Origin of the sequence: Dysgonomonas sp. UBA7630 (assembly GCF_002483985.1) — a bacterium.
GTDB lineage: Bacteria > Bacteroidota > Bacteroidia > Bacteroidales > Dysgonomonadaceae > Dysgonomonas.
This window is the reverse complement of the sequence record NZ_DLIY01000012.1, coordinates 39,589-62,065: the sequence shown is the minus strand read 5'-3', so window position 1 is coordinate 62,065 and position 22,477 is coordinate 39,589. Positions and strand designations below refer to the sequence as shown.

At 36.5% G+C, this 22,477-nt stretch carries 19 protein-coding genes and 3 pseudogenes; 5 read left to right on the top strand and 17 right to left on the bottom strand.

Annotated elements, in window-relative coordinates; translation table 11 throughout:
* Positions 1-67: 67 nt before the first annotated feature.
* Positions 68-1,168 carry an efflux RND transporter periplasmic adaptor subunit gene (locus B3P17_RS04235; protein ID WP_252638743.1) on the bottom strand — a complete coding sequence of 367 codons (1,101 nt, stop codon included), beginning with the start codon at positions 1,166-1,168 and terminating at the stop codon, positions 68-70.
* Between the two features lie 386 nt (positions 1,169-1,554).
* On the opposite strand from B3P17_RS04235, the gene B3P17_RS04230 reads away from it, so the two are divergent.
* The 5 genes and pseudogenes from B3P17_RS04230 (at position 1,555) to B3P17_RS04210 (ending at position 7,569) form a co-directional block, all read left to right on the top strand.
* Entirely contained in the window at positions 1,555-2,763 is a 1,209-nt protein-coding gene (locus B3P17_RS04230) for a hexokinase (RefSeq protein ID WP_252638749.1), read from the top strand.
* A 141-nt stretch (positions 2,764-2,904) separates the two neighbouring features.
* Positions 2,905-3,909, top strand: coding sequence for a quinolinate synthase NadA (gene nadA, locus B3P17_RS04225; RefSeq protein WP_252638755.1), 1,005 nt, complete (start codon positions 2,905-2,907; stop codon positions 3,907-3,909).
* An 86-nt stretch (positions 3,910-3,995) separates the two neighbouring features.
* A pseudogene (locus B3P17_RS04220) lies at positions 3,996-5,650 on the top strand (L-aspartate oxidase).
* On the top strand, positions 5,643-6,503 hold the full coding sequence (nadC, locus tag B3P17_RS04215) for a carboxylating nicotinate-nucleotide diphosphorylase (RefSeq protein ID WP_252638756.1): 861 nt from the start codon (positions 5,643-5,645) through the stop codon (positions 6,501-6,503). The pseudogene B3P17_RS04220 and the gene nadC overlap by 8 nt, the downstream one beginning before the upstream one ends.
* A 16-nt stretch (positions 6,504-6,519) precedes the next feature.
* Entirely contained in the window at positions 6,520-7,569 is a 1,050-nt protein-coding gene (locus tag B3P17_RS04210) for a winged helix DNA-binding domain-containing protein (RefSeq protein ID WP_291103670.1), read from the top strand.
* Here the strand turns inward: B3P17_RS04210 and B3P17_RS04205 are convergent.
* The 16 genes and pseudogenes from B3P17_RS04205 to B3P17_RS04130 form a co-directional block, all read right to left on the bottom strand.
* Positions 7,566-8,543 carry a DUF3667 domain-containing protein gene (locus B3P17_RS04205; protein WP_291103666.1) on the bottom strand — a complete coding sequence of 326 codons (978 nt, stop codon included), beginning with the start codon at positions 8,541-8,543 and terminating at the stop codon, positions 7,566-7,568. The genes B3P17_RS04210 and B3P17_RS04205 overlap by 4 nt on opposite strands.
* A gap of 22 nt (positions 8,544-8,565) precedes the next feature.
* A complete protein-coding gene (locus B3P17_RS04200; protein WP_252638761.1) occupies positions 8,566-9,330 on the bottom strand; it encodes a porin family protein in 765 nt (254 codons plus the stop codon).
* An 11-nt stretch (positions 9,331-9,341) separates the two neighbouring features.
* Positions 9,342-10,448, bottom strand: coding sequence for a PCMD domain-containing protein (locus B3P17_RS04195; RefSeq protein WP_291103663.1), 1,107 nt, complete (start codon positions 10,446-10,448; stop codon positions 9,342-9,344).
* A 158-nt stretch (positions 10,449-10,606) separates the two neighbouring features.
* The gene (locus B3P17_RS04190) at positions 10,607-10,831 is read right to left on the bottom strand and encodes a winged helix-turn-helix domain-containing protein (protein WP_135104478.1); all 225 of its coding nucleotides are present in this window, start codon (positions 10,829-10,831) and stop codon (positions 10,607-10,609) included.
* Positions 10,832-11,161: 330 nt separating this feature from the next.
* Positions 11,162-12,067: pseudogene (locus B3P17_RS04185) on the bottom strand (UDP-3-O-acyl-N-acetylglucosamine deacetylase); the annotation flags it as partial.
* A gap of 24 nt (positions 12,068-12,091) precedes the next feature.
* Positions 12,092-13,039, bottom strand: a complete 948-nt coding sequence (locus tag B3P17_RS04180; RefSeq protein ID WP_252638767.1) for a 3-oxoacyl-ACP synthase III family protein — start codon at positions 13,037-13,039, stop codon at positions 12,092-12,094.
* A 29-nt stretch (positions 13,040-13,068) separates the two neighbouring features.
* Positions 13,069-13,425, bottom strand: coding sequence for a thioredoxin family protein (locus B3P17_RS04175; RefSeq protein ID WP_252638768.1), 357 nt, complete (start codon positions 13,423-13,425; stop codon positions 13,069-13,071).
* Positions 13,426-13,508: 83 nt separating this feature from the next.
* Positions 13,509-14,414, bottom strand: coding sequence for a phospholipase A (locus B3P17_RS04170; RefSeq protein WP_252638772.1), 906 nt, complete (start codon positions 14,412-14,414; stop codon positions 13,509-13,511).
* Positions 14,415-14,552: 138 nt separating this feature from the next.
* Positions 14,553-15,170 (bottom strand): TetR/AcrR family transcriptional regulator, encoded by a 618-nt coding sequence (locus B3P17_RS04165; protein ID WP_135104407.1) that lies wholly within the window; start codon positions 15,168-15,170, stop codon positions 14,553-14,555.
* 214 nt (positions 15,171-15,384) lie between these two features.
* On the bottom strand, positions 15,385-16,086 hold the full coding sequence (locus tag B3P17_RS04160) for a LytR/AlgR family response regulator transcription factor (RefSeq protein WP_291103649.1): 702 nt from the start codon (positions 16,084-16,086) through the stop codon (positions 15,385-15,387).
* Positions 16,083-17,171: a sensor histidine kinase gene (locus B3P17_RS04155; RefSeq protein WP_252638776.1), complete on the bottom strand. Its 1,089-nt coding sequence runs from the start codon at positions 17,169-17,171 to the stop codon at positions 16,083-16,085. The genes B3P17_RS04160 and B3P17_RS04155 overlap by 4 nt, the downstream gene beginning before the upstream one ends.
* 2 nt (positions 17,172-17,173) lie before the next feature.
* The gene (locus B3P17_RS04150) at positions 17,174-18,394 is read right to left on the bottom strand and encodes an ABC transporter permease (protein ID WP_252638778.1); all 1,221 of its coding nucleotides are present in this window, start codon (positions 18,392-18,394) and stop codon (positions 17,174-17,176) included.
* A gap of 9 nt (positions 18,395-18,403) precedes the next feature.
* On the bottom strand, positions 18,404-19,144 hold the full coding sequence (locus B3P17_RS04145; protein WP_252638780.1) for an ABC transporter ATP-binding protein: 741 nt from the start codon (positions 19,142-19,144) through the stop codon (positions 18,404-18,406).
* Between the two features lie 4 nt (positions 19,145-19,148).
* Positions 19,149-20,378: pseudogene (locus tag B3P17_RS04140) on the bottom strand (efflux RND transporter periplasmic adaptor subunit).
* Positions 20,379-20,385: 7 nt separating this feature from the next.
* A complete protein-coding gene (locus B3P17_RS04135) occupies positions 20,386-21,720 on the bottom strand; it encodes a TolC family protein (protein ID WP_252638783.1) in 1,335 nt (444 codons plus the stop codon).
* Between the two features lie 23 nt (positions 21,721-21,743).
* The gene (locus B3P17_RS04130; RefSeq protein ID WP_252638785.1) at positions 21,744-22,313 is read right to left on the bottom strand and encodes a hypothetical protein; all 570 of its coding nucleotides are present in this window, start codon (positions 22,311-22,313) and stop codon (positions 21,744-21,746) included.
* Between the last annotated feature and the right edge of the window lie 164 nt (positions 22,314-22,477).

The window sequence follows — 22,477 nt, the reverse complement described above, 5'->3', positions numbered from 1 at the left end:
CTTTTAGAGGTTTTGGATGTTTAGAAATCTACGATCTTAAATATCCGAAGCTATTATATAAATTGTTTTACTGATTGTTTTCTATAAAATTATCGATAATAACAGGCAAACCGTCACGCAATTGCATGACACCCGTTACTAAAAGAGTATCGCCAACATTTAATCCGTTTAATACCTGAACGGATGAGGCTGTACGCATACCTTTCTTTAGTACTATCTGGTGGGCTACGCCGTCCTTATATACGTATGCAATATCACGTCCCATTTCTGCTATCGTAGATAAACTAGGGATGACTAAAGTATTCTTTATCTCCTGCAATTTTATCTCAACATTCGTAGAGAGACCCGGCTTTAATCTTCCTCCGGGATTGGCATACAAAGCTCTGGCTTTTAGAGTAAGCGTTTGTCTATCGAGGTTAGACTCTACGGCATAAACTGTAGCCTGGTATTTGTTTAGATCATTATCGAATGTAAAAGTAAGAGGCGTTCCGGGCTTTACATTATTTACTTCTGACTCATTTACCGAAAACTCTATTTTTAATGGAATTATTTTGGTTAGCCTAGATATTATTATAGAAGGTGAAGCATATGTTCCTTCACTCACTTGTCTCAAACCTATGATACCATCGAATGGAGCACGCAGTTCTGTTTGGGCAATCCTTGTTTTCACTAACTCAATATCAGCCTTCAATTTTTCCAACTCTGTATTGACAGATTCATAAGCTTCCTGACTTACGGCGTCTTTTGCCAATAATGCCTTTTGGCGGTAAACCCTGTCTTCGGCTAAAGGTATTTGTGTTTGTAATTTCTTCAACTCAGCTTGTAGTGGTTTATCGTTTACTTTGGCTAAAAGCTGGCCTTTTTTTACATTCGAACCCTCTTTGAAGTGTATTTCTGTTATCATCCCCGAGGTCTCGAATGATAGATCTACTTCTTCATCAGGGATCAAAACCCCTTTTACTCTGATGGTATTATCAAGATTACCGTATTTTAAGATCTGGGCATTAACATTTAGTACCGTGCGGTTGCCTGTAACTTTATTACCCGGAGGAGTTGGTGAAGGATCGGCATTCGTCGTTAAAAAATCTTTGATCTTTGGATAAAAAGCCATTCCGGCAATAAATAAAATAATAACAATCAGAAGTCCTATTTTTGTTTTTTTGTTCATAGTAAATATTCTATTTTGGGCTTATAATACAAGTTTCCAAGAGTACGATTTAAAATAGATGGAAAGGTTTAATTCATCGGATGTATTTTAATTTTTGTTTGCATTACTAAACAAAAATTAAATAAGATGTCTTCTTCCCTTCATTTTTCTTTCCCCTTATTGTTTATTCGTAATGTTTTTTTAAGTTTTGTGTAGATCTATTTTGTAAATATAATATTAAAAATAGAAGTGTTGCAGGATTATAAAATGTCTTTAAAAAGTGATGTTCTGGAATGTCCTAAAAATAGTTATTTATTCAGATTCATTGCCTGTGTAATGACTCAATATTCAAATGAGATAGTTATATTTGTAGAGTTTAAAAAATAACCTATACATAAAGATACCTTATGAAGAAAGATATTTTTCATCTTAAATCGAAACAACTAAAAGAAATAGCCCAGTCGCTCCAACACAAGGTAGAGGTTGGTCTGAGTAAAGAGAATGCCGAAATACAGTGTATTCCTACTTACATTATACCTAAAACAACCAGTGTGAACGGTAAGGCTACTGTTTTAGATTTAGGGGGAACGAACTATCGGGTTGCTGTAGTTGATTTTGTTGATGGTAAACCAACAATTCATCCTGAAAATGGATGGAAGAAGGATTTATCTGTTATGAAAACTCCGGGCTTTACCGAAGAAGATTTGTTTAAAGAACAAGCCGATCCAATAGGTGAAATCAAGCGTGATCAAGAAACTCCTATAGGATATTGTTTTTCTTATCCGGCTGAATCTCTGCAAAACGGAGATGCCAAGCTTCTTAGATGGACAAAAGGTGTTGACATCAAAGAAATGGTAGGAAAACCGGTAGGACAGCCATTGGTAGATTATCTGAATGAACGCAATGATGTAAAATTCAATGGTGTAAAAGTGATAAATGATACAGTAGCAAGCTTATTTGCGGGACTTACAGATTCCAGCTATGACGCTTATATCGGGCTGATTGTTGGAACAGGTACAAATATGGCTACTTTTATCAATGCTGATAAGATAAAGAAACTAAATCCTGATTACAAACTAAGCGGGTTGATTCCTGTAAACTTAGAGTCAGGTAACTTTAACCCTCCTCATCTAACAGCTATCGATGATAAGGTAGATGCTTGCTCTGATGCAAAGGGTGCTCAACGTTTCGAAAAAGCTGTATCGGGTATGTATTTGGGAGAAATCCTTAAATCAGTTTTCCCATGCGATGAGTTTGAACAACGATTTGATGCACAGAAGCTGACTAATATCATGAATTATCCTGATATTCATAAGAAAAGATATGTAGAGATTGCTCGTTCAATATACGAAAGATCAGCGAAATTAGTTGCTGCATCTATCGCCGGATTAGTTTTGGTTCTTGTATCACATGATCCTTCTATCAAGAAAATAAGATTGGTTGCCGAAGGTAGCTTATTCTGGAGTGAATACAGAAAAGGTAAAAACTATAAAGATATGGTAATGTCTGAGTTACAAAAACTTCTTGCAGAGTTTAATCATGCAGATGTTCATGTACATGTAGCTCAAATGGACAATGCAAATCTTATAGGTTCCGCTATAGCTGCTTTGTCGTAAACTAAAGATATAATAGCAAGTAGGGGTTTGGATGTTTCCAAATCCCTTTTTTCTTATAATCAATATCGGTTAAGTCACTTTTTATAAGTATTTTTGCCCTGCAAATAACTATTTGTCGTTTTATTTTATCTGGACTATTATATGACTATGTTAGAAAAAGCAGTTGCCGCACTCCCTATAAAAGGATATCTGAATATGGAAATACCGAAAGGTATAAATCTGGTAGAAGAGATTAATAAAATGCGAAAAGAAAAGAATGCTATCATTCTTGCGCATTATTACCAGACAGGCGATATTCAGGATATAGCCGATTTTTTGGGTGACAGTTTGCAACTGGCACGTGCCGCCGAAAAAACGGATGCAGATCTAATCGTATTCTGCGGAGTGCACTTTATGGCCGAAACGGCTAAGATTTTGAATCCGACCAAGAAGGTAGTTCTTCCTGATTTATTGGCTGGTTGCTCTTTGGCAGACTCTGCGTCAGGAGAGGGGATTCGTGAAATGAAGAAGAAATATCCGAATGCCATCGTTGTGAGTTATATCAATTGTGATTCTACCGTTAAGGCTGAGAGTGATATAATTGTTACGTCATCCAATGCCGAGCACATCATAAACTCTTTGCCGGAAGATCAAGAGATTATATTTGCCCCTGATAAAAATCTGGGTAGATATATCAATCAAGTGACAGGACGAAATATGATACTTTGGGACGGTGCTTGTATTGTGCATGAAGCATTCTCTCTGGAACGGATTGCACAGCAGATGTTGGAACATCCGAAGGCTAAACTTATAGCTCACCCCGAAGCTCAAAAACCGGTTTTGCAGGTAGCTCATTATATTGGCTCTACAGCCAACTTACTCAACTATGTAGTGAATGATAGCAGTCAGGAATTTATTGTGGCTACAGAGGAAGGTATATTGCATGAAATGAGAAAACGTGCACCGCACAAAACACTAATTCCTGCTCTGACGATTGATGATAAATGCAATTGTAGCGAGTGTCATTTTATGAAATTAAATACAATGGAGAAATTGTATTTGTGTATGAAGTATGAGCAGCCGGAGATATTAATGGATCAAGAAATCCGACTAAAAGCATTGAAGCCTATAAATAGAATGTTGGAAATGTCTAAGGCTATTAAATAAACAAATAACAAAAAGTGATGATTTATGAATTGTGAGCACATAATGTTGTGTGTTTGTAATCCGTAATTTATAATTCATAACAAAGAATGATATATACTGATGTTTTGGTGATAGGTTCAGGAATATCCGGCCTGTCGTATGCTTTAAAAATAGCGCAACAGAGACCCGATACTAGGATAACAATTATCACAAAATCAGACGATGAAGAGTCGAGTACCAAGTATGCGCAAGGAGGGGTTGCTGTTGTAACCAATTTCGAAAAAGACAGTTTTGATAAGCATATTGAGGATACTCTACGAGCGGGAGATGGCTTATGTAAACGTGAAGTGGTAGAGATTGTAGTGAAAGAAGGCCCTGAGCGTATCCGCGAAATGGTGGAGTGGGGTGCTAATTTCGATAAAGACGAGTTTCAAAGTTATGACCTGGGGCGTGAAGGCGGACATACCGAAAACAGGGTAGTGCACCATAAGGATAGNNACGTTATAATCATGCCTAACGAAGAGGGCGGAATAGCTATAGAACTTGAGAGTATGGTTATGAAACAATTTGGAGCAGAAATAGAAAGAGCATTGTTGCAAGCTGTAGAGCGACTCGAGAATGTTACTTTGCTCAACCATCATTATGTTATCGATTTACTTACTGAGCATCAAGTACCGCAATCCGAATTTGATAAATATAACCTCCACTGCTATGGAGCATACGTGTTGGATATGAAAGCCAGCCGAATCATTAAAATGACGGCAAAAATTACACTAATGGCTACCGGAGGATGTGGGCATGTATACAAAAATACGACAAATCCGACTATAGCTACAGGTGATGGTATTGGCTTGGCTCATCGTGCAAAAGCCAGAATCAGCAATATGCAATTTATTCAGTTTCACCCGACTGCATTCTATAGTAATACGACAGGTCAGCTACCTTTAATATCAGAGGCTGTAAGAGGCTTTGGAGCTAAATTACGTACTGCTTCAGGAGAGCCATTTATGCATAAATACGATGATAGGGAAGAGCTGGCATCACGGGATATTGTAGCACGAGCTATTGATAATGAAATGAAACTGCGTGGAGACGATTATGTTTGTCTGGATTGCCGACACTTAGATCAACGAAAGTTTCTCGAACATTTTCCAAANNTATCTATAAGCAATCTAAAGATGAAGGGCTGGACATGTTCATGGACTTGATCCCAGTGGTACCGGCAAGCCATTATCTATGTGGAGGAATAGATGTCGATTCATTTGGGCAAAGTACAATAAAGAATATGTTTGCTGTGGGCGAATGTTCGAATACAGGACTTCACGGTGCAAATCGTTTAGCATCCAATTCTTTGCTTGAAGCTCTCGTTTTTGCACATCGTGCAGCAATGAAAACGATAGAACGCTTGCATGAAGATAATTTTAATTACGATCATCTTCTAAAAATTCCCGAATGGAATCAGGAAGGAATGAGAGTGAATGAAGAAATGGTTTTACTCAATTACCTTCGAAAAGAATTGCAGACATTAATGAGTGATCTTGTCGGTATTGTGCGTAGCAATGCCCGTCTGAAAATGGCAAAGCAAAAAGAAGAAGAAATATACAAGTCTGTAAAAGAAATATATAAATTTTCGATACTATCGCCGCAACTCTCAGAATTAAGAAATCTGGCTAGTGTGGCTTATCTGATTATAACTCAAAGTATAGAACAAACCGAGAATAGAGGTACATTTTATAATAAAGATTTAGATATTCATGAATAGACCTTCATACGTAACTGATAGTAGATTATATCATTTTATTGATGAGGCCATTAAAGAAGATATTGGCGACGGAGATCACTCTACATTGGCCAGTGTGCCTGCTGATCTGCAACAAAGAGCTCATTTGATCATAAAACATGACTGTATCTTAGCCGGAGTTGATCTGGCTCGAGAGATATTTCATTATTATGATAAAAATCTGAAAATAGATATCCTCAAAAATGATGGGGATCAAGTAAAAGAGGGTGAGATCGCATTTATAGTATCAGGTGCGGCTCGTTCGATTCTCACAATGGAACGCCTAGTACTAAACTGTATGCAGCGTATGAGTGGAATAGCGACGTATACGCATCGGATGGTAGACTTGCTGGCAGACACAAATACGCGTATTCTGGATACCCGAAAAACGGCTCCAATGTTCCGTATGTGTGAGAAGTGGGCCGTGCATATAGGTGGAGGTCAAAATCATCGCTTTGGACTTTTTGATATGGTCATGCTCAAGGACAATCATAACGATTATGCCGGAGGAATAACCAAAGCTGTAGAGGCAACAGTAAAATATCTGAAAGAGAACAATAAAAATCTACGAATAGAGGTAGAAACACGCAACCTGAAAGAAGTAGAGGAAGCCTTGGCTACAGGTGCTGTGGACGTCATTATGCTCGATAATATGTCTTTATATGAGATGAGTGCTGCTGTAAAGCTAATAAACGGTAGGGTGAAGGTAGAAGCTTCTGGGGGCATAACAGAAGATATGGTGCATGATATAGCTAAGACCGGAGTGGATTATATTTCTTCGGGAGCAATTATATATTCTGCCCCAAATATTGATTTAAGCCTTAAAGCCTTTTAATTTTATCTGAATTACCATGAAAGCAGAAGAAATTCTATCCTTACGCTTATCTAATCATCAGTTGGATGGTACATTCGTGGGCGAAGCATACGAGTTGGTTTCGTGGATGGGAGCTATTCAGGCACAAGACTACAATATGGCGAAATGGGGCATCGGTATACGTATTCCCGAAATTCCCGATCAGAAGATTGAAGAGGCTTTGAACAAGGGTGATATTTTACGTCTTCATATCTTACGTCCGACATGGCATTTCGTATCTAAGGACGATATATACTGGATGCTTTATTTGAGTCTTCCGAGAGTGAAAACTGCAATGCGATCTTATGATAAGGATTTGGGACTTACCGAATCGTTAATAGCCCGTACAAATTCAATTATAGAAAAGGCACTTCAGGGAAATTCATTAACACGTCAAGAGCTGAAAGATGTAATAAATAGGGCAGGTATAGATGCCGATAATAGAACCGTTAATCATATAATGATGCATGCCGAGTTGGATGGCGTTGTATGCAATGGAGAGACGAAAGGCAAAAAACAGACGTATGCTTTGTTGCAAGAAAAAGTTGAAAATACGCCCGATCAGTTCGATAAAGAAGAATGCCTGTATAAATTAGCATTCAAATATTTTAGGAGTCATGGTCCTGCTACTTTACAGGATTTTGTTTGGTGGTCGGGATTGACTACAGCAGAAGCCAGACAAGGAATAGCTCTGATAGGGGGCGATTTTATTCATGAAACAATAAATGATCAAACATATATTTTTCATAGAGACTCTAAGCCGCTAAACAGTAATAATTTGATCAATCTTTTACCTGCTTTTGATGAATTTACAGTTAGCTATAAGGATAGAAAAGAAAGTCTGCATATTGACCATCACCATAAGATAATAACAAGTCCGGGAATATTCAGACCTGCTATCAGCCTTGATGGCAAAGTTATTGGTACTTGGAAAAAGTCATCAAAAAAGAATGAAATTCTTGATACCGAGTTCTTTTGCACATCAAATAAGAAAACGCAGAATTTGGTTACTAAAGCTATCGAAGGATATAAAAAATACCTACTTTAAGTATATATCATATACACTACAAATACAACATACAATGTAAAAGTAAGGAAGATAAAAAAGCTATTTATACTTATCAGAACAAAAGATTTTAAATTGGATATCAATCTGTTCTCTTCAAAGAATACTCTATTTCCTCTGAAAAAATAGAATGTTACATATAGAGTAGCAAAAGAATATAAAAGAAAATAGAATGTTGTATTTAAGTTTAACCAATCGAACAGACAGCTTAGAATTGTTGCTATCGTTATCGTTAGCAAGGTCGTAGAAAAGAAATGCAATGTAAATACTGCGCTGTCGAAATAATATTTTTTCTTTTTATTATGGAACAACCATAACCAAAAGGCAAAGAGAGGCATATATATAAAGAGAACTTTGGGGATATTGTGAATGAAGAACTCGATGGCTTTTTCTCCTTTTTGTTTATCTTTTACATTTTCTAATATACCTGCTATAAATTGTTTTGTCTTATTCCCTGTCTTTTCATCTACTCCTGATGTATTAATTTTATCTTCGATCTTACTAACTTTCTCAGGTATTTTAGTCTCATTAATGAGATTTTTCTTATTTACGTCCAGCTTTGCTATAATCGTATCTATGGACTTCGTATCTACATTTTCGCTGATCTCTTTTTGTGTTTTTTCTTTGTCAGGTGCTGATGCTTCGGGAAGGAGAGGGGGGATAAAAAAGGCAATGAAACCCATGAATATATAAAGAGTAAAAGGGTTCACATACGATTTTCGTTTTCCATTCATATACTCCAATGAGAGTTTGCCGGGAGAAAGAAATAGATATTTTGCTGTTCTCCAAAAAGAACTGTCGTAATGCAAAAAATCGAAGACAAAATGAGTAAATACATGATGGAAAGATTGCCTGCTTTCACTGTTTTCTTGTCCACATTTAGGACAGTAGTGCTGCTCAACAAAAGCTCCGCAATTTTGGCAAGTCTTGTTGATCCTGATTTTATGTTTACTCATAGTTCAAAAAAAGCTATTATAGTTATTTGCTGAATCGATAGGTGATACCTAGTGTACCGTATATGTTGTAGAACGTGAATTTAATAGGATTTGATCCCGAATAAAAATAAGGAAGAAGCCCCCAAGTAAAACTACCATAAAACCCAATATGACTATTTAAGCGATATTCACCTCCTGCTAATAGTCCAAAATCATAGTCACGAGAGTCGTTTCCAAAGTCGAATGTTGCACCCTCTCCGCTTATTTCTTGTTTCTGACCTACCGGAGAGTCTATTCTGATGTATCCATCATTTACATATCCGTCAAACTTGGATGAGAGAGTTCTTGCTGCATATATACCCAGTTTAACTTGCCATTTGTTATTGAATCGGTATGTACCATATATAGGTACGGTAAGATAAGTCATATCTACATTCGTTACATTCTTTCCTACAAAGTAACCTGTCAACTTTTCGCTTCCTTCGGTCAAGGTAACACTTGTGTACATGTACTTCACGTGATCGGAAACTCGCATCCCTTTCCAATCGAGACTTAGTCCTGTGCCTACACCCCATCGTTCGTTGAGGTTGCAGACTAGATTGAATCCTAGTTGAGGGTTGAATTTTGGATTGTAACTATTAATCTCTCTTACTTCAGCCGGAATAGGTACAGGAGCAGTTGCTCCCATATTAAATCCTAGGATAAAGCTCAGATCAAATGTATTGTTATCAGAATTCTGCGCTGAAATATTATTACTTATCATTAATACTGTTGCAAGTACTAGGATGATGTTATATTTTAATCTCATCAGATATATTCTTATTTTATAGGATCGCATACTAGTTCAAGGTCATCAGCAATGAGAGTGCTGCCCACAGCTCCCTGATATTCGTTTCCATCTTTGCTTGATGCCAAAACAATGGTAAGACGATAATCATTTTTCGTGAAATCGAGTTCTTCTTTATAACTGAATGGTATAGAAAAATGTATAAACCCATTGTTAGCTGGCGTTTCCACTATATTTCCGTCAGTATGAGACCATTTGGCTGTTCCTACAACTCTAGGCGATGTGAGAATTGATTCTCCATCAAGAAACTCTTCGTTTGCGGGAGCACCTTTACTTACTTTAAATATTGTAGCATACATCGACAGCGAATCTGTTCTGTTTGCTATAACTTTTCCATCTTTACCTGTAAAAATATCGCCCGGGGTATATTTGTAGTAACCATTGAACATGATTGGTTTACCATTTTCTTTCGGATGAGCCTGTCCCAATATTAGTGATTTTAGAGGGTTCGACATATTCGCGGAAAAAGCTCCTCTAAAAAGTGATCCCGAAAAGATAGGGTAGTCTATTCCAAAAACCGTTGTGCCTTTTATCGTGCGTAGTATCGCAGCATATTTTCCATTAACACAGTCGGTCGTTTTATCGGTAGGATAATGATCCAACGTTAATGATCCGGTGCCTACCAAAATAGACAGTCCCGAGTTTGCATTACTCCATAATAGATCACTTAAAATCGGATACGGTGCTTTTTCTGTACCCGCTGTTGTCCATTCTTCGAACGTATTTTTAAGACTAATCTTGGAGGTTACTGTTACTGTATATGTTTTTGTATACTTCCCATCTTCGGAAGTTACTGTATAGATAACATTTTTTCGTTTCGAAAAATCTTGAGAAGTTCCCGATTTCGGTTCGATCGTAGCTCCGGCTGTAACTTCAATTATTGGTGTAAGGTGTGAGTAATCAGCATTTTCGGAAACGAAAAGCTGAACAGTATATTCTGTTATAGCGCGAGTGATAAATACTCCATCTTCAACTTTCATATCTATAATGTCCGCCTCCATATTTAGCGGCTCATCTTTTATGCATGAAGTAATACTTAGCATACACAAGATAAATAGTGATAGATTCTTAATATTCATAAATTATTCTAAAAGAAACGATGATAAAGTTACACAATGATTTTGTGGCAGAAGTTTTTAGTTTTGTAAATTAATGCTTTTTAACGCTAAAATCTTCTGAGATAATTTATCATATTTCCTTCTGTGAATATGATATAGTTCACGAATAGAGTCACTTCCTAGTAGTATATTTCAGTAGGAGTACTACTTAGTTCAACATATAGGTTTTCATTTTTGACTGAAAAACGTACTTTGTTTTCCTTCGAGAGCCAACCTAATGCAAGAAGTATCAACGAATTTTTGTAATGTGTTAATTCTTCAATTTCTTGAACCGACATTTTGCCTCTTTCCGACAGATACTGCCAAATAGCTGTGGCGTTTATACGAATATCTTTCTTTAGCATGGCGAATCGTTTTAGTTTGGTTAAATAAAGCATATCTTATATGTAAATATACTAATTTTAATTGATTAACGAGACAACTAAGCCTCCTAATATTGTACCAAAACCACAATTTACCCAAGATTCAGCTGAAAGGGGATATGTTCCCCAATAACATGCAAAATAGTACCAATAGATATATGAGGCTATGAAACCGATCAACATACCTATCAGTACAATTTTGTTATGCAATATAAATTGTATTATATTTTTCATTATTGATTAAGCTAAAGAATATAGACCCGCATGACTTGTTTCAGGCAGTATAAGGGATTCTTCTTGTATACTTGGGAATACCGCTTCTCTAATGGCTCTAGCAAACATATTGTTTATTTTATGTCCCGGACAATTAGCTATAACTTTTCCCTTTATAAAACGACCGACTAAAGCTAAATCACCTACAATGTCTAACAATTTATGCCTGGCCGGTTCATTCGGATAAAGCAAAGGCTTGTTCATGATATATCCTAGCTTTGTAGAATCTTTTCTCTTTGCTCCCAGCATGTCGGCTAATAGATCGAACTTTTCTTGCTCTATAGGCTTATCGTATATAACAATAGCATTATCCAAATCTCCACCTTTCACTAAGTTATTATTGAGTAGAGATTCAATTTCTTTTACAAAGACAAATGTTCGTGCAGAAGCAAAATCTTTTGGAAACTCAGATAGGTCATGCATTGTTGCATCTTGCCTTTTTAGGAATGTAGAGTTGAAGGATATATGTGATTCTATACTAAAAGACTCATCCGGAATTAGTATCATTGACGATCCGGTGGCTTTATCTACAACCTTAATTTTTTTGCGTTTTATCGAAATATATTCTCTTGCAGTATTCTGTATTTCTGTACCGACTTCTTTTATTTTGCTCACATACAAAATAGAGCTTCCATCTAATATAGGAAACTCGGGTCCATCTACATCTATCAGGCAATTGTCTATTTCGCATGCGTATAATGCAGCCATAGCATGTTCTACTGTGCTCACATTAACACCATTGGCTGATACTACAGTTCCTCTTTGGGTAGCTGTAACATTCTCTGCCAAAGCATTTATTATCGGTTTTCCCGGTATATCTACTCGTCTGATCTTATATCCATAATTTTCAGGTGCCGGATTGAATGTGATATGTATATTTAGTCCTGTATGCAATCCTTTCCCTTGTAGGGAAAAACTGTTTTTTAAAGTACGTTGATAAACCATAATAATATTTATTTAATTTTATATTTAGGGAATCTTGATCAGGCATGAGCCTGCAGAATATCCCCCGCCGAAGACCGATATGCATATCAGGTCTCCCCGTGCGATTTTTTTTATATTTTGTGCCAATACCAATAAGGCACCTGTTGAGCCGGTGTTTCCTAACTCTTGAATATTCGTTAATACCTTTTCTTCGGGTATTGCTAGTTGTTTCGCAACATTCTTTAATATTCTCATATTAGCCTGATGTCCTATAAAAAAGGTTAGGTCATCTAACGAATATCCGTTGATTTCGACTATATCCTTCGTGTTTTGCGCCATGTATGTGCAAGCCTGTATAAAAACATCTTTGCCATGAGGCATTTTCAAACCATCTTCTTTCGGATTAAGGTAAACTGCTCTCGAAGCTAATCCTATATGTCCTAATCCTTGTGTTGTGACATCTATAATCTGAGGGTCTTTTTCTGAATAGGACTCGGTTGAGAAAAAGTAAGCCGTAGCTCCGTCTCCCCACAAGTGTCCAGATACGCAATCTGTATCATCTGAATATGTAGAGTTGCGATCGGCGCAGATAAGCAGTGCTTTTTCCGCTATCTGCGATGTGAAAAAGGAATATATGATTTCTATCGCATTGAGTCCCGACGAACATGCCGATGATACAAAAAATACTTTTGCATTTGATATATTGTATTTGCCTTGTACATAATGCCCTGTTGTAACAATCGTATCGCTGGGCGTATATGATGCAAAAATAATCAGATCTATATCTTCTATTTTGTAGGGAAGATTCGGTAATGCCGATTCTATGGCTTTGCTAGACATATAGTCTATCGTTTCTTCCTGCGAAGCTCTTGAACGAGTTAAGATTCCTGTACGTTGACTTATCCAATCGCTTGTTAATCCGTTTATTTCGGTGAAATAATCGTTTGGAATCCTTGTTTTCGGGACGTAACATCCTATTGAGTTAATAAACATATTAGTGTGTTGTTTTATATTACCTACAACTATTTAGCAATCCTACTATAGATAATTTCCAGATTGGAGGTTGGAACTAAACCCATAATGCGACTTATTTCTTCTCCTTTTTTAAGTATCAGGGTACAAGGAACTCCGGATATATTATATTTGTTATATAATTCTGGGTTCTTATTTACTTCCGATCTGTAAAACTTACTGTTTTTGCTTGTTAGCTGATTTATGTTATGCATCATTTTACCACAAATATTTGAGTCTTCTTTGTAAAAAATAATAGACACAATCTCAGTCGAATTTTCTATTTTAGACAAATCATATATTTCTTCGATTTGCACAATCTCATTTTCAATAGAGTATGAGTTCCCGTTTATAGATATTAGTCCCATAATGTTTACCAGAATAAAAAAAAGGACGAATAGTAGAACGAAATGCCATGTCTTGAAACGAAATTTTTTTAATTCAAACATTCTTAAAAGAAATTATAGAAATTAGGTTTTATACAAATACCTACTCTTATATTCATCGTGTATTGATTGTAGCCGAGGAGACTCTCTCCGTACCCTTGGTAGAAACGAGCAAATAAATACTGGTTTGATCTGTCTGACATTTTAAATGCAGCGGTTAGAGTTGTATTCACATTACCCCATCCTTTTCGAGGATTGATATCTGCTGAAAGCCACCAGCGATGTTTATCACTTGTGTAATTGACCGATACAAAGCCGAGTCCTCTATAATCTAGCAAATCTTTATTATTCCCCCCGTCTACATATGGAATCCAAACTTCCCCAGAAATATTGAATCGGGCGTTGAAATAATATTTCATAGATAAACTTAAATAGTTCCAGCTTCTGGATTCTTCCTCATCACGCCCGTTGGATTCATGTTTCAACTGTACGAAGGCAGCACCAACTACTCTGTCTTTATACAATATATACTTTCCAAGCCCTACACCCGGATTGTAGTTTGTATCCCTGAATGGACTTGATTGAGCATATATGTTCCAAAATGATTTTTGTGTATAAGTTAAATACAAAAATGATTTGAAAGGTAAGATACTTCTAGTCAGTCGTTGTCTTATACTTAGCTGGAAAGTTACATCAGCAGAGTTTTCTGTAATTTTCTCATCCAGTGGTACCCCCGTAACAAAATAGGTGTCTCTATATACAGCGAATGCAGGCATGCGGTCTGCCATTTTTATAGCATCCCTCTCCGATATTTCTAAATGCCTTGGACGAAAAATGTGAGGGTCTTTCATTGCACTGTCGTACTGCTGACGTATGCTATCGTTGCCTAAATACATTAAATCTGTATCATTTTGAGCAAGTAGTGTAACTGATGAAATAATAAATATTATAAATATATAGCTTCTTAACATGAGGTAATTAGTATTATAAATTGTCTAATGATGATGAGTATATAAATGAATTCTCTTTTCGGAGCGTTGTCTTGATATTTTTTTCTATGTTGCTGTTTTTATAATGAACATTCATTCACATTTCATTGTTCATCAACGCTATACTTTTATTAGGCTATATAAATAACGCATTACTTCCATCCTCCGATTCATATCCTGCATAACATTAATAGCGAATGAAGAATCGTTACAATCCCTGTCAGAGGTTTCTTTCACACTTGTATTATTAAACAAGATAGCTAAGATATCGATGTCTATATCATCCTTAATTTCACCTGCTTTTATACTGTTTCGCATAGCATCTTTCCATGACTCCAAAGATCGATTGTTTATTATTTTGAAGCGTTCCAAGAAATTGGGATAATGTTTGCCGGCCTGTATTACAAGAGCTGTATAATTTAAGAAAATGGTATGAGTAACTCCTGCTCTGGTAAAAGCATTGACAAATATTTTTTGCCGCCTATGCATTACTTCTATAAATTTCTCTAAAGAGTACGTATGTTTATCCATATTGTGCTGCAACTTATCGAATATCTTAAAGAAATATTCGTCAATAACAGCGTTAAAAAGCTCTTCTTTATTTTTAAAATAGCGATACAACGCACCTCTAGACATCTGTAATTCTTCTTGTAACACAGATATTGAAGCACTATCATAGCCTTTATTCATGAAAACATCAAAGGCTCTCCTTAATATATATTCTCTACTATATTTCATTATTTGAGTTAAAAATAAAAGACGTGAACGATCGTTCACGTTGCAAAGATCATGATAAAATTTAAAAATGCAATATCTTTTTTGTTAAAAAATATTTTGCAAATGCTTAGGTTGGAATATGCAATCAATAAGATTAGCGATGATCTTATTGATTGCTAGAGTATAATGGAGGGTGATTATTTGTCACGATAAAAATCGTGGATGGAGAGGGGATTTAAAAAAAATGTTTGTTAAGAAAATCCATGAATTTGCTTTTATATGATTCGGAGACAGGAATATATTCTTTCCCGAAAACGATACAATTTCGTTCTATTGTTTTTATTTTTTTCAGATTGACAATAAAAGAACGATGTACTCTCATAAATAAATTACTTGGCAGTTTTTCTTCAAGCGATTGCATACTCATTAAAGAGCTAATTGGTTCTTTTTGATTTTCGAGATGGAACTTCACATAATCTTTCTGGTTCTCTATATACAGAATATTATGAAAATCTATTTTTTCCATTCTGTAACCCGATTTGATAAATATACTTGTTGTTGAATGAGATATATTTGCCAGTTTAAACCATTCTAGAGCTTTGTTTGTTGCCTGTAAGAAATCTGTGTAGTTGATTGGTTTGAGTAAATAATCCAAAGCGTTTACACGGAAGCCTTCGACTGCATATTGATCATATGCTGTAGTGAAAATAATACGTGTAGATGCATGTATTGTTTTTGAAAACTCAAGCCCATTTATCTGAGGCATATTGATATCAAGAAATAGTAGATCTATCTGTCTCTCATTTATTGTGCTGATAGCAGATAGTGCGCTATTAAATGTTCCAACTAGCTCCAGATAAGATGTTTTTAAGACGTATGATTTTAGTAAACCGATAGCCAAAGGTTCATCGTCTATTATTATACATTTGAGAGTCATACTGTTATTTCTGTTTTTTTGAAATCTATCCTCAATAATGTAAAGAAGCGATCAGAGCGTTTTTCCGCGATAAATTCATATCTGTCGGGATATAACAACTCCAATCTCTTCGTAAGATTTACAAGTCCGATTCCTGAATTATGAGTTTCCATATTTTCAGATTTTTCAATCAAACTATTTTCTACAGTGCATAAAACACCTTTTCCCGGATCGACCAAGATACTTATATTAATGAAGCTATTATCTCCATTGTTTATTCCGTGTTTAAAAGCATTCTCAATAAGTGTAATAAACATCAGAGATGCAATCAGGTCTTTGCTTCCTGCACTATTTATTTCAACATTCAGCTTTACCATAGAACTAAGACGAAGTCTCATCAAATCGATGTAGTTTTTTGTGAACTCCAGTTCTTTATCCAATGGTACAAATTTCTGATCATTATCATACATAACATATCTCAGCAAGTTGCTCAAGCGATGTACTGCATTCTGAGCTCTGTTTTGATCTATGGCAATAAGCGAGTATATGTTATTTAATGTGTTGAATAGAAAATGAGGATTCAGCTGACTTCTAAGATTTCTCAAATCCGCTTCTAATTGTACACTTTTTACTTTCTCGAAGGTGATAGAATCTTTATACCAACGGGCTGTCATTTTTATGGCAACACTAAGACCAATGAGAAAGAAAATAGACATATAGTCTATAACAAATTTCATTAAAGGAGGGCCTCCGGGACCACCTCTTCGATGTTCTTCCATTCGTGGAAATTCTCTTGGATGTTCCTGCATATTGACAGGTATGGAAAAAGCGAGCAGGTCTGATATTACTGTTTGTAATGCAACAATAATGATAACAAGCACAATATTTATACTTATATAGGTAATAATCTTACGGTTGAATAAAAGTTTCTCTATTAAGTATAAATAATTGAGGTAAAACAGTATCGCTAGTAGGGCAACACGTATGCAATAATTGTAGAAAGGCTTGATATCAAATACCCCTTCTCTCGACATCAGATAAGTAGGAACAATTAAAACAATTGTCCAGATAAGTACATGTGGAAATATTCTTATAAAGTTTTTCATCGTTATTCGTATCTGAGTGCATCTATAGGGTCGAGGGTCGACGCTTTTTTTGCCGGATACCACCCAAAAAATATTCCGGTAGCAGTACATACTATAAAAGACAAAGCTATAGTATAAACTTGAATATCTATAGGCCATGCTAAAATATTTTTCACAATATATGCACTGCCAATACCAATGATCACGCCTATAACGCCTCCTGTAACGCTCAATAGTATAGATTCTATAAGGAACTGCATCAATATATCAAATCCCTTGGCTCCGATAGACATTCGCAAACCTATTTCCCTTGTGCGCTCGGTTACGGAGACATACATGATATTCATGATACCGATGCCACCAACAAAAAGAGAGATTCCGGCAATACATGCCAGCAATATAGTCATCATGTCGGTTGTAGAACTCATCATAGTTATTAGTTCCTTTTGCGATCTTACATTGAAGTCGTCTTCCTGATTCCCTGTTATTTTATGTTGTTGCCGCATTATATTCTCTATACTCGAAATGGCCTGATCTGTAGCATCTTCGCTAACCGCCGAAACCGATATCGATTGTATATAAGTTATTGCCAAAATACGCTTTTGTACAGTAGTGTAAGGTGATATCATCAGGTCATCCTGATCCATTCCCATTGTATTATCCCCTTTTGATGTTAATACACCAATGACTTTGAATGGGATTTTATTGAAACGTATCGATTGCCCTACAGGGTCTTCACCATTGGGAAACAGGTTATCAACTACAGTTTGTCCGATCACGCACACTTTTGCAGACGTCTTCACATCGGCATCTGTAAACATTTCACCTTGTGCTATTGTGTATTTGCGGATATCAAGAAAAGAAGGATTTACCCCATAGATAGATGTTGGGGTATTATTTGCTCCAAAAATCACTTGCCCCGAAGATTGAACTTCCGGCGATGCAGCGGAAATGAATTCTGCCTGATCTACGATTGCCTGATAATCTTCCATTTTTAATGTTTGCATGCTGGATGCGCTTTGACGCACACCTCCAAATTGTCCGGTTCCGGGACGTATATTTATCATATTAGAGCCCATCGTGGAAATCTGATCCTGTATGCTTTTTTTAGATCCTTGACCTATTGCAAGCATCGTAATAACGGCAGCTACACCGATAATTATACCAAGCATAGTAAGAAATCCCCTAAACTTGTTACCGCTAAGGGCTCGTAATGCTATTTTAAAGAGATTGATGAAATTCATTTTAATATATCAGTTTTCTACCGGTAATTTAGCGAGAAATTCTTTTGCCGATTGAATATTTGTATTCCTTGTATCTTCCTTGATACGTCCGTCTCGTATAACAATATTACGACTGCTAAATGCCGATATTTCGGGGTTGTGTGTAACGAATATAATAGTACGTCCTTCGGAGTGTAACCGCTGCATCAGTGATAATATTTCGAACGAAGTACGAGTGTCCAAATTCCCTGTTGCTTCGTCTGCTAATATGATAACAGGTTCGTTCACTAATGCTCTGGCAATGGCTACTCGTTGCATTTGCCCTCCCGACATTTGACTCGATTTATGATTCAGTCGGTCTCCCAGTCCTACATCTTGCAAGGCCTTTATGGCTCTCTGGTGACGATCTTTTGCCGATATATCCGGATTGTACATCAATGGTAGCTCAACGTTTTCAACAGCTGTTGTTTTTGCCAGTAAATTGTAAGACTGAAATATAAATCCTATCTTACGATTACGGAGGGTTGCTCTTTCATTTTTACCCATTTTGCGTACAGAAATCCCATCCAGATAATATTCACCATCGGACGGTGTATCCAAACAGCCCAGTATATTCAATAAAGTAGATTTACCCGAGCCGCTTGTACCCATGATTGTGACAAATTCGCCTTCGGATATACTAAAGTCTATTCCTCTCAAAGCATGAACCGTTTCATCACCAACAATATAGTTTCGCTTGAGGTTTTCAACTCTTATAATTTCTTTATTCATTACGTTATTTTTTCTTGTTATCTCCGGGGCGTTTTGGCATAAAAGGGCTAGATTCTCCATTTCCATTCGCTTGTGCTTCAGATTTATCGCCATTTGTCTTTTGTAATATTCCGGTTACAATTTCTTCCCCTGCATTTAGTCCTTCTATTATAGCTGTATGTATGCCGTCGGTTTTACCAATAACAATATGTTTGGGTAATAGCTTATCTCCGTCCTTTACCCATACTATTTTCTGAGTTTTATCATTATTAGGATCAACAGGACCTCTTTGTTCTGATACCTTTAACCCTTCTATATCTTTCATTACTTCGGGTGCAGGGTTGAAACGTAAAGCTTTTGAAGGAATCAATAGTTAGTCTTTTTCTTCCATTGTATAGATGTTTACATTTGCTGTCAGCCCTGGTTTTAATTTTAGATCAGGGTTGGGTGCATCTATTACAACTTGGTATGTAACTACGTTAGATGTAGTTGTTGCTTCCAGTCTTACCTGCACTACTTTTCCTTCAAATTCGTCTTCGGGAAAAGCATCCACAGTAAAAGATACTCGTTGTCCTTCTTTTACTCCACCTATATCGGCTTCATCTACATTGGCTATTACGCGCATTTTAGTCAGGTCGTTTGCGATGGTGAAAAGGGTTGGCGTACTGAAAGATGCAGCTACCGTTTGTCCTTGTTCTACAGCACGGGAAACAACTACTCCGTCTATTGTAGAAGTAATGGTTGCATAGCCAAGATTGGTTTGAGCCTTTAATACGGCAGTTTTGGATGATGTTACAGCAAGTTGAGCCGTTTTGTATGTCGATTCGGCATTTTCCCAATCAACTTTGCTGATTGCTTGTTTTTCCCAAAGGCTTTTTTGCCTCTCATAATTTTTCTTTTGAAGATCCAGATCCACTTGTCTCGATTGAAGTGCTGCATTAGCATTTTCCAGTTCAGATGCGAGTAGGCGTTTATCCAGTTCTGCAAGTACCTGTCCGGCCTTGACCTCTGAATTGTAATCCACATATATTTTAGATATTACACCAGAAACCTGTGTTCCTACTTCTACCAGGGTGATAGGTTCTATCGTTCCTGTCGCTGTGACGGCTATAGAAAGGTTTCCTTTTTCTACCTTAGCTGTTGTTAATGTAGTTATTGTCTTTTTCCCTTGTGGGAGTATAAGAAAAACTATACAACATAAAACGAGTAGTATAGCACCTATTATCAGATATTTCTTGGATTTTCTTTTCATCATTATCTTATTAAAGCGTTAATTCTTGTCCTTGATAGAAATTTAGTAATTTCAAACTTAGCAATGCTGTATATTTGGCTTGCAGTAAAGACTGTAAAGCATTGGCATAATTATTTTTTTCGGTAGTGAGTTCTACAGTATTGCGTATTCCTAATGAATATTGCTCTAGTACAAGCTGATAACTCAATTCCGAAGATTTTACTTGATCCTTGGCTGCTCTATACTTGCTTTGCCCCGATACTGCATCCTGATATAAGGTTTCTATCGTCTTTAATAATGTTTTTTCTGTATCTATCAATTCTAGTTGAGCTGTCTGTATGTCGAGCTCAGCCCTTTTTACGTTTGACTTGTTTTGTTTATTATCGAAAATAGGCACACTAAGTGTAAGCCCTATAGACTGATTGAAATTTCGTCCTATTTGTGTAGCAAAAGAGGGGGAATTATTAAATATATTACCCGTACCTATACTTCCTGTAACAGAAATAGTAGGTAGATAGCCTGCCTTTGCAGATGATTTACTGAGATTAGCCAGCTGTATATTTAATTTGCTATTTGCTACTTCGGGCATTATATTCAGAGCTCTTCTATAGACTTCGTATTTTGAAGGGATAAATAATAGTATATCTTCGTCGTTTATCTCAGGAAATACAATGTCTATCTCTTCATCATAATCTAATTCGAGCAATTGTTTCAGTTGTAACTTATAACTTTCGTAAGAACTTTGTGCTTGTACCAGATTGTACTTGTCGGAGCTATATTGAGCTTCCACCTGAGCATATTCACTGTGTGTAATACTTCCTGCATCAAGAAACTCTTTGCTCTGTTTCAATTGCTCTTCATCCGATGCTACAATATTTTCGTTGTTTTTTATGGACTCTCTACTATATAAAATTTGTAAATAAGCCTGTGTAATAGCTATCTCAGTCTGATTTCGGATGTTTTCTGTATTTAGGTTTTGAGCTTCTTTTTTTAGTTGAGCTAGTTTAATATTGTTCTTATTTTTTCCACCATTGTATACTGTCCAGTTTGCATTTAATGTATATTGCCCATTGAACAATCCTTCATAATGATAATTCCCGGCTCCATCCGGTGACTGAGAATTTGTGTATCGCTGCGAAACACTTCCACTTAAACTCGGAAACAATGCAGCCTTCGATTGCGAAATATCTACATTGTAACTTTCTGTAGTGATAATGGACTTCTTTACTTGAATATTTTCTTGTCTGGCATAGTCTATGCACTCTCTTAATGTCCATTTTTTTTGAGAGAAAGCAGCAACCGGAATGAAGAGTCCGGTTACTGCCATTACTAAACCTAACAAACTTTTAGTAAAATAAATGCTCATGTTTAAATTTTATCTTAATGTTTTCAAAACATTCCGTCTGGTGATTCTTCTGGAGCTGTACCTTCGTTAGGCATCCCTGAAGGAAGTTGATCCCGATTTTCATCAAGTCTCCTTTTGGGTGGCTCACGGAACTCCACGCTTTGTTTCTTTTCTGCAAATATGTGATATTGTTCGGCTGTAAGTATAGACTTGTACTTTTTGTCGTATTTCTCTTGTTTCTTTTTAATCTTCTCGTCTGTATTGCTTATTTTCTCTGTAAGTTTTAGCCTTTCTCTATTCGCTATTCCCGGGTTGTCGGATTTCATTTTTAGCTCTTGTTTCTCTTGCATCAATTTGAAGATATCCTTCCGTTCGTCCGAAATCGTTTTACTCAATTTCTCTCGTTGTTCAAGGGTCAGGTTCGGAATGTCAGGTATACCCATAATAAAAAAGCTCTCGTCTCGAGAATTACCTTGATGCATAGGGGCATGACCTTCTCCTCGTCCTTTGCCTCCTCCGGGAGGTCTTCCTCCTCCCATACCACCCATAGAGCCTTGTGCAGCAAGACTGCCGCATACTATAGCAAGGGATGTTATCAGTAATATTTTCCTCATTTTATTTCTCTTTTTTCTCAAAAGTATGTCTGAGGATTTCGCTATACAATGGTAATCGATGAATAAGTCTGTTTTATCGACAAATACATCATATTTAGGTTTGATCTGTTGGCTAGTCCAGATATTGGTGTACCGTAACTAAAACGAAACGTTTTCTTGCATTA

Coding starts and splice junctions, on each gene's coding strand:
- B3P17_RS04175 (WP_252638768.1), bottom strand. CDS start 13,425: ATGGGACTAATATCTATAAACGGGAACTCATACTCTATTGAAAATGAG.
- B3P17_RS04155 (WP_252638776.1), bottom strand. CDS start 17,171: ATGAAAAACTTTATAAGAATATTTCCACATGTACTTATCTGGACAATT.
- B3P17_RS04235 (WP_252638743.1), bottom strand. CDS start 1,168: ATGAACAAAAAAACAAAAATAGGACTTCTGATTGTTATTATTTTATTT.
- B3P17_RS04145 (WP_252638780.1), bottom strand. CDS start 19,144: ATGAATAAAGAAATTATAAGAGTTGAAAACCTCAAGCGAAACTATATT.
- B3P17_RS04230 (WP_252638749.1), top strand. CDS start 1,555: ATGAAGAAAGATATTTTTCATCTTAAATCGAAACAACTAAAAGAAATA.
- nadA (WP_252638755.1), top strand. CDS start 2,905: ATGACTATGTTAGAAAAAGCAGTTGCCGCACTCCCTATAAAAGGATAT.
- B3P17_RS04205 (WP_291103666.1), bottom strand. CDS start 8,543: ATGAGTAAACATAAAATCAGGATCAACAAGACTTGCCAAAATTGCGGA.
- B3P17_RS04190 (WP_135104478.1), bottom strand. CDS start 10,831: ATGCTAAAGAAAGATATTCGTATAAACGCCACAGCTATTTGGCAGTAT.
- B3P17_RS04150 (WP_252638778.1), bottom strand. CDS start 18,394: ATGAATTTCATCAATCTCTTTAAAATAGCATTACGAGCCCTTAGCGGT.
- B3P17_RS04170 (WP_252638772.1), bottom strand. CDS start 14,414: ATGTTAAGAAGCTATATATTTATAATATTTATTATTTCATCAGTTACA.
- nadC (WP_252638756.1), top strand. CDS start 5,643: ATGAATAGACCTTCATACGTAACTGATAGTAGATTATATCATTTTATT.
- B3P17_RS04160 (WP_291103649.1), bottom strand. CDS start 16,086: ATGACTCTCAAATGTATAATAATAGACGATGAACCTTTGGCTATCGGT.
- B3P17_RS04130 (WP_252638785.1), bottom strand. CDS start 22,313: ATGAGGAAAATATTACTGATAACATCCCTTGCTATAGTATGCGGCAGT.
- B3P17_RS04195 (WP_291103663.1), bottom strand. CDS start 10,448: ATGAATATTAAGAATCTATCACTATTTATCTTGTGTATGCTAAGTATT.
- B3P17_RS04210 (WP_291103670.1), top strand. CDS start 6,520: ATGAAAGCAGAAGAAATTCTATCCTTACGCTTATCTAATCATCAGTTG.
- B3P17_RS04135 (WP_252638783.1), bottom strand. CDS start 21,720: ATGAGCATTTATTTTACTAAAAGTTTGTTAGGTTTAGTAATGGCAGTA.
- B3P17_RS04200 (WP_252638761.1), bottom strand. CDS start 9,330: ATGAGATTAAAATATAACATCATCCTAGTACTTGCAACAGTATTAATG.
- B3P17_RS04165 (WP_135104407.1), bottom strand. CDS start 15,170: ATGAAATATAGTAGAGAATATATATTAAGGAGAGCCTTTGATGTTTTC.
- B3P17_RS04180 (WP_252638767.1), bottom strand. CDS start 13,039: ATGTTTATTAACTCAATAGGATGTTACGTCCCGAAAACAAGGATTCCA.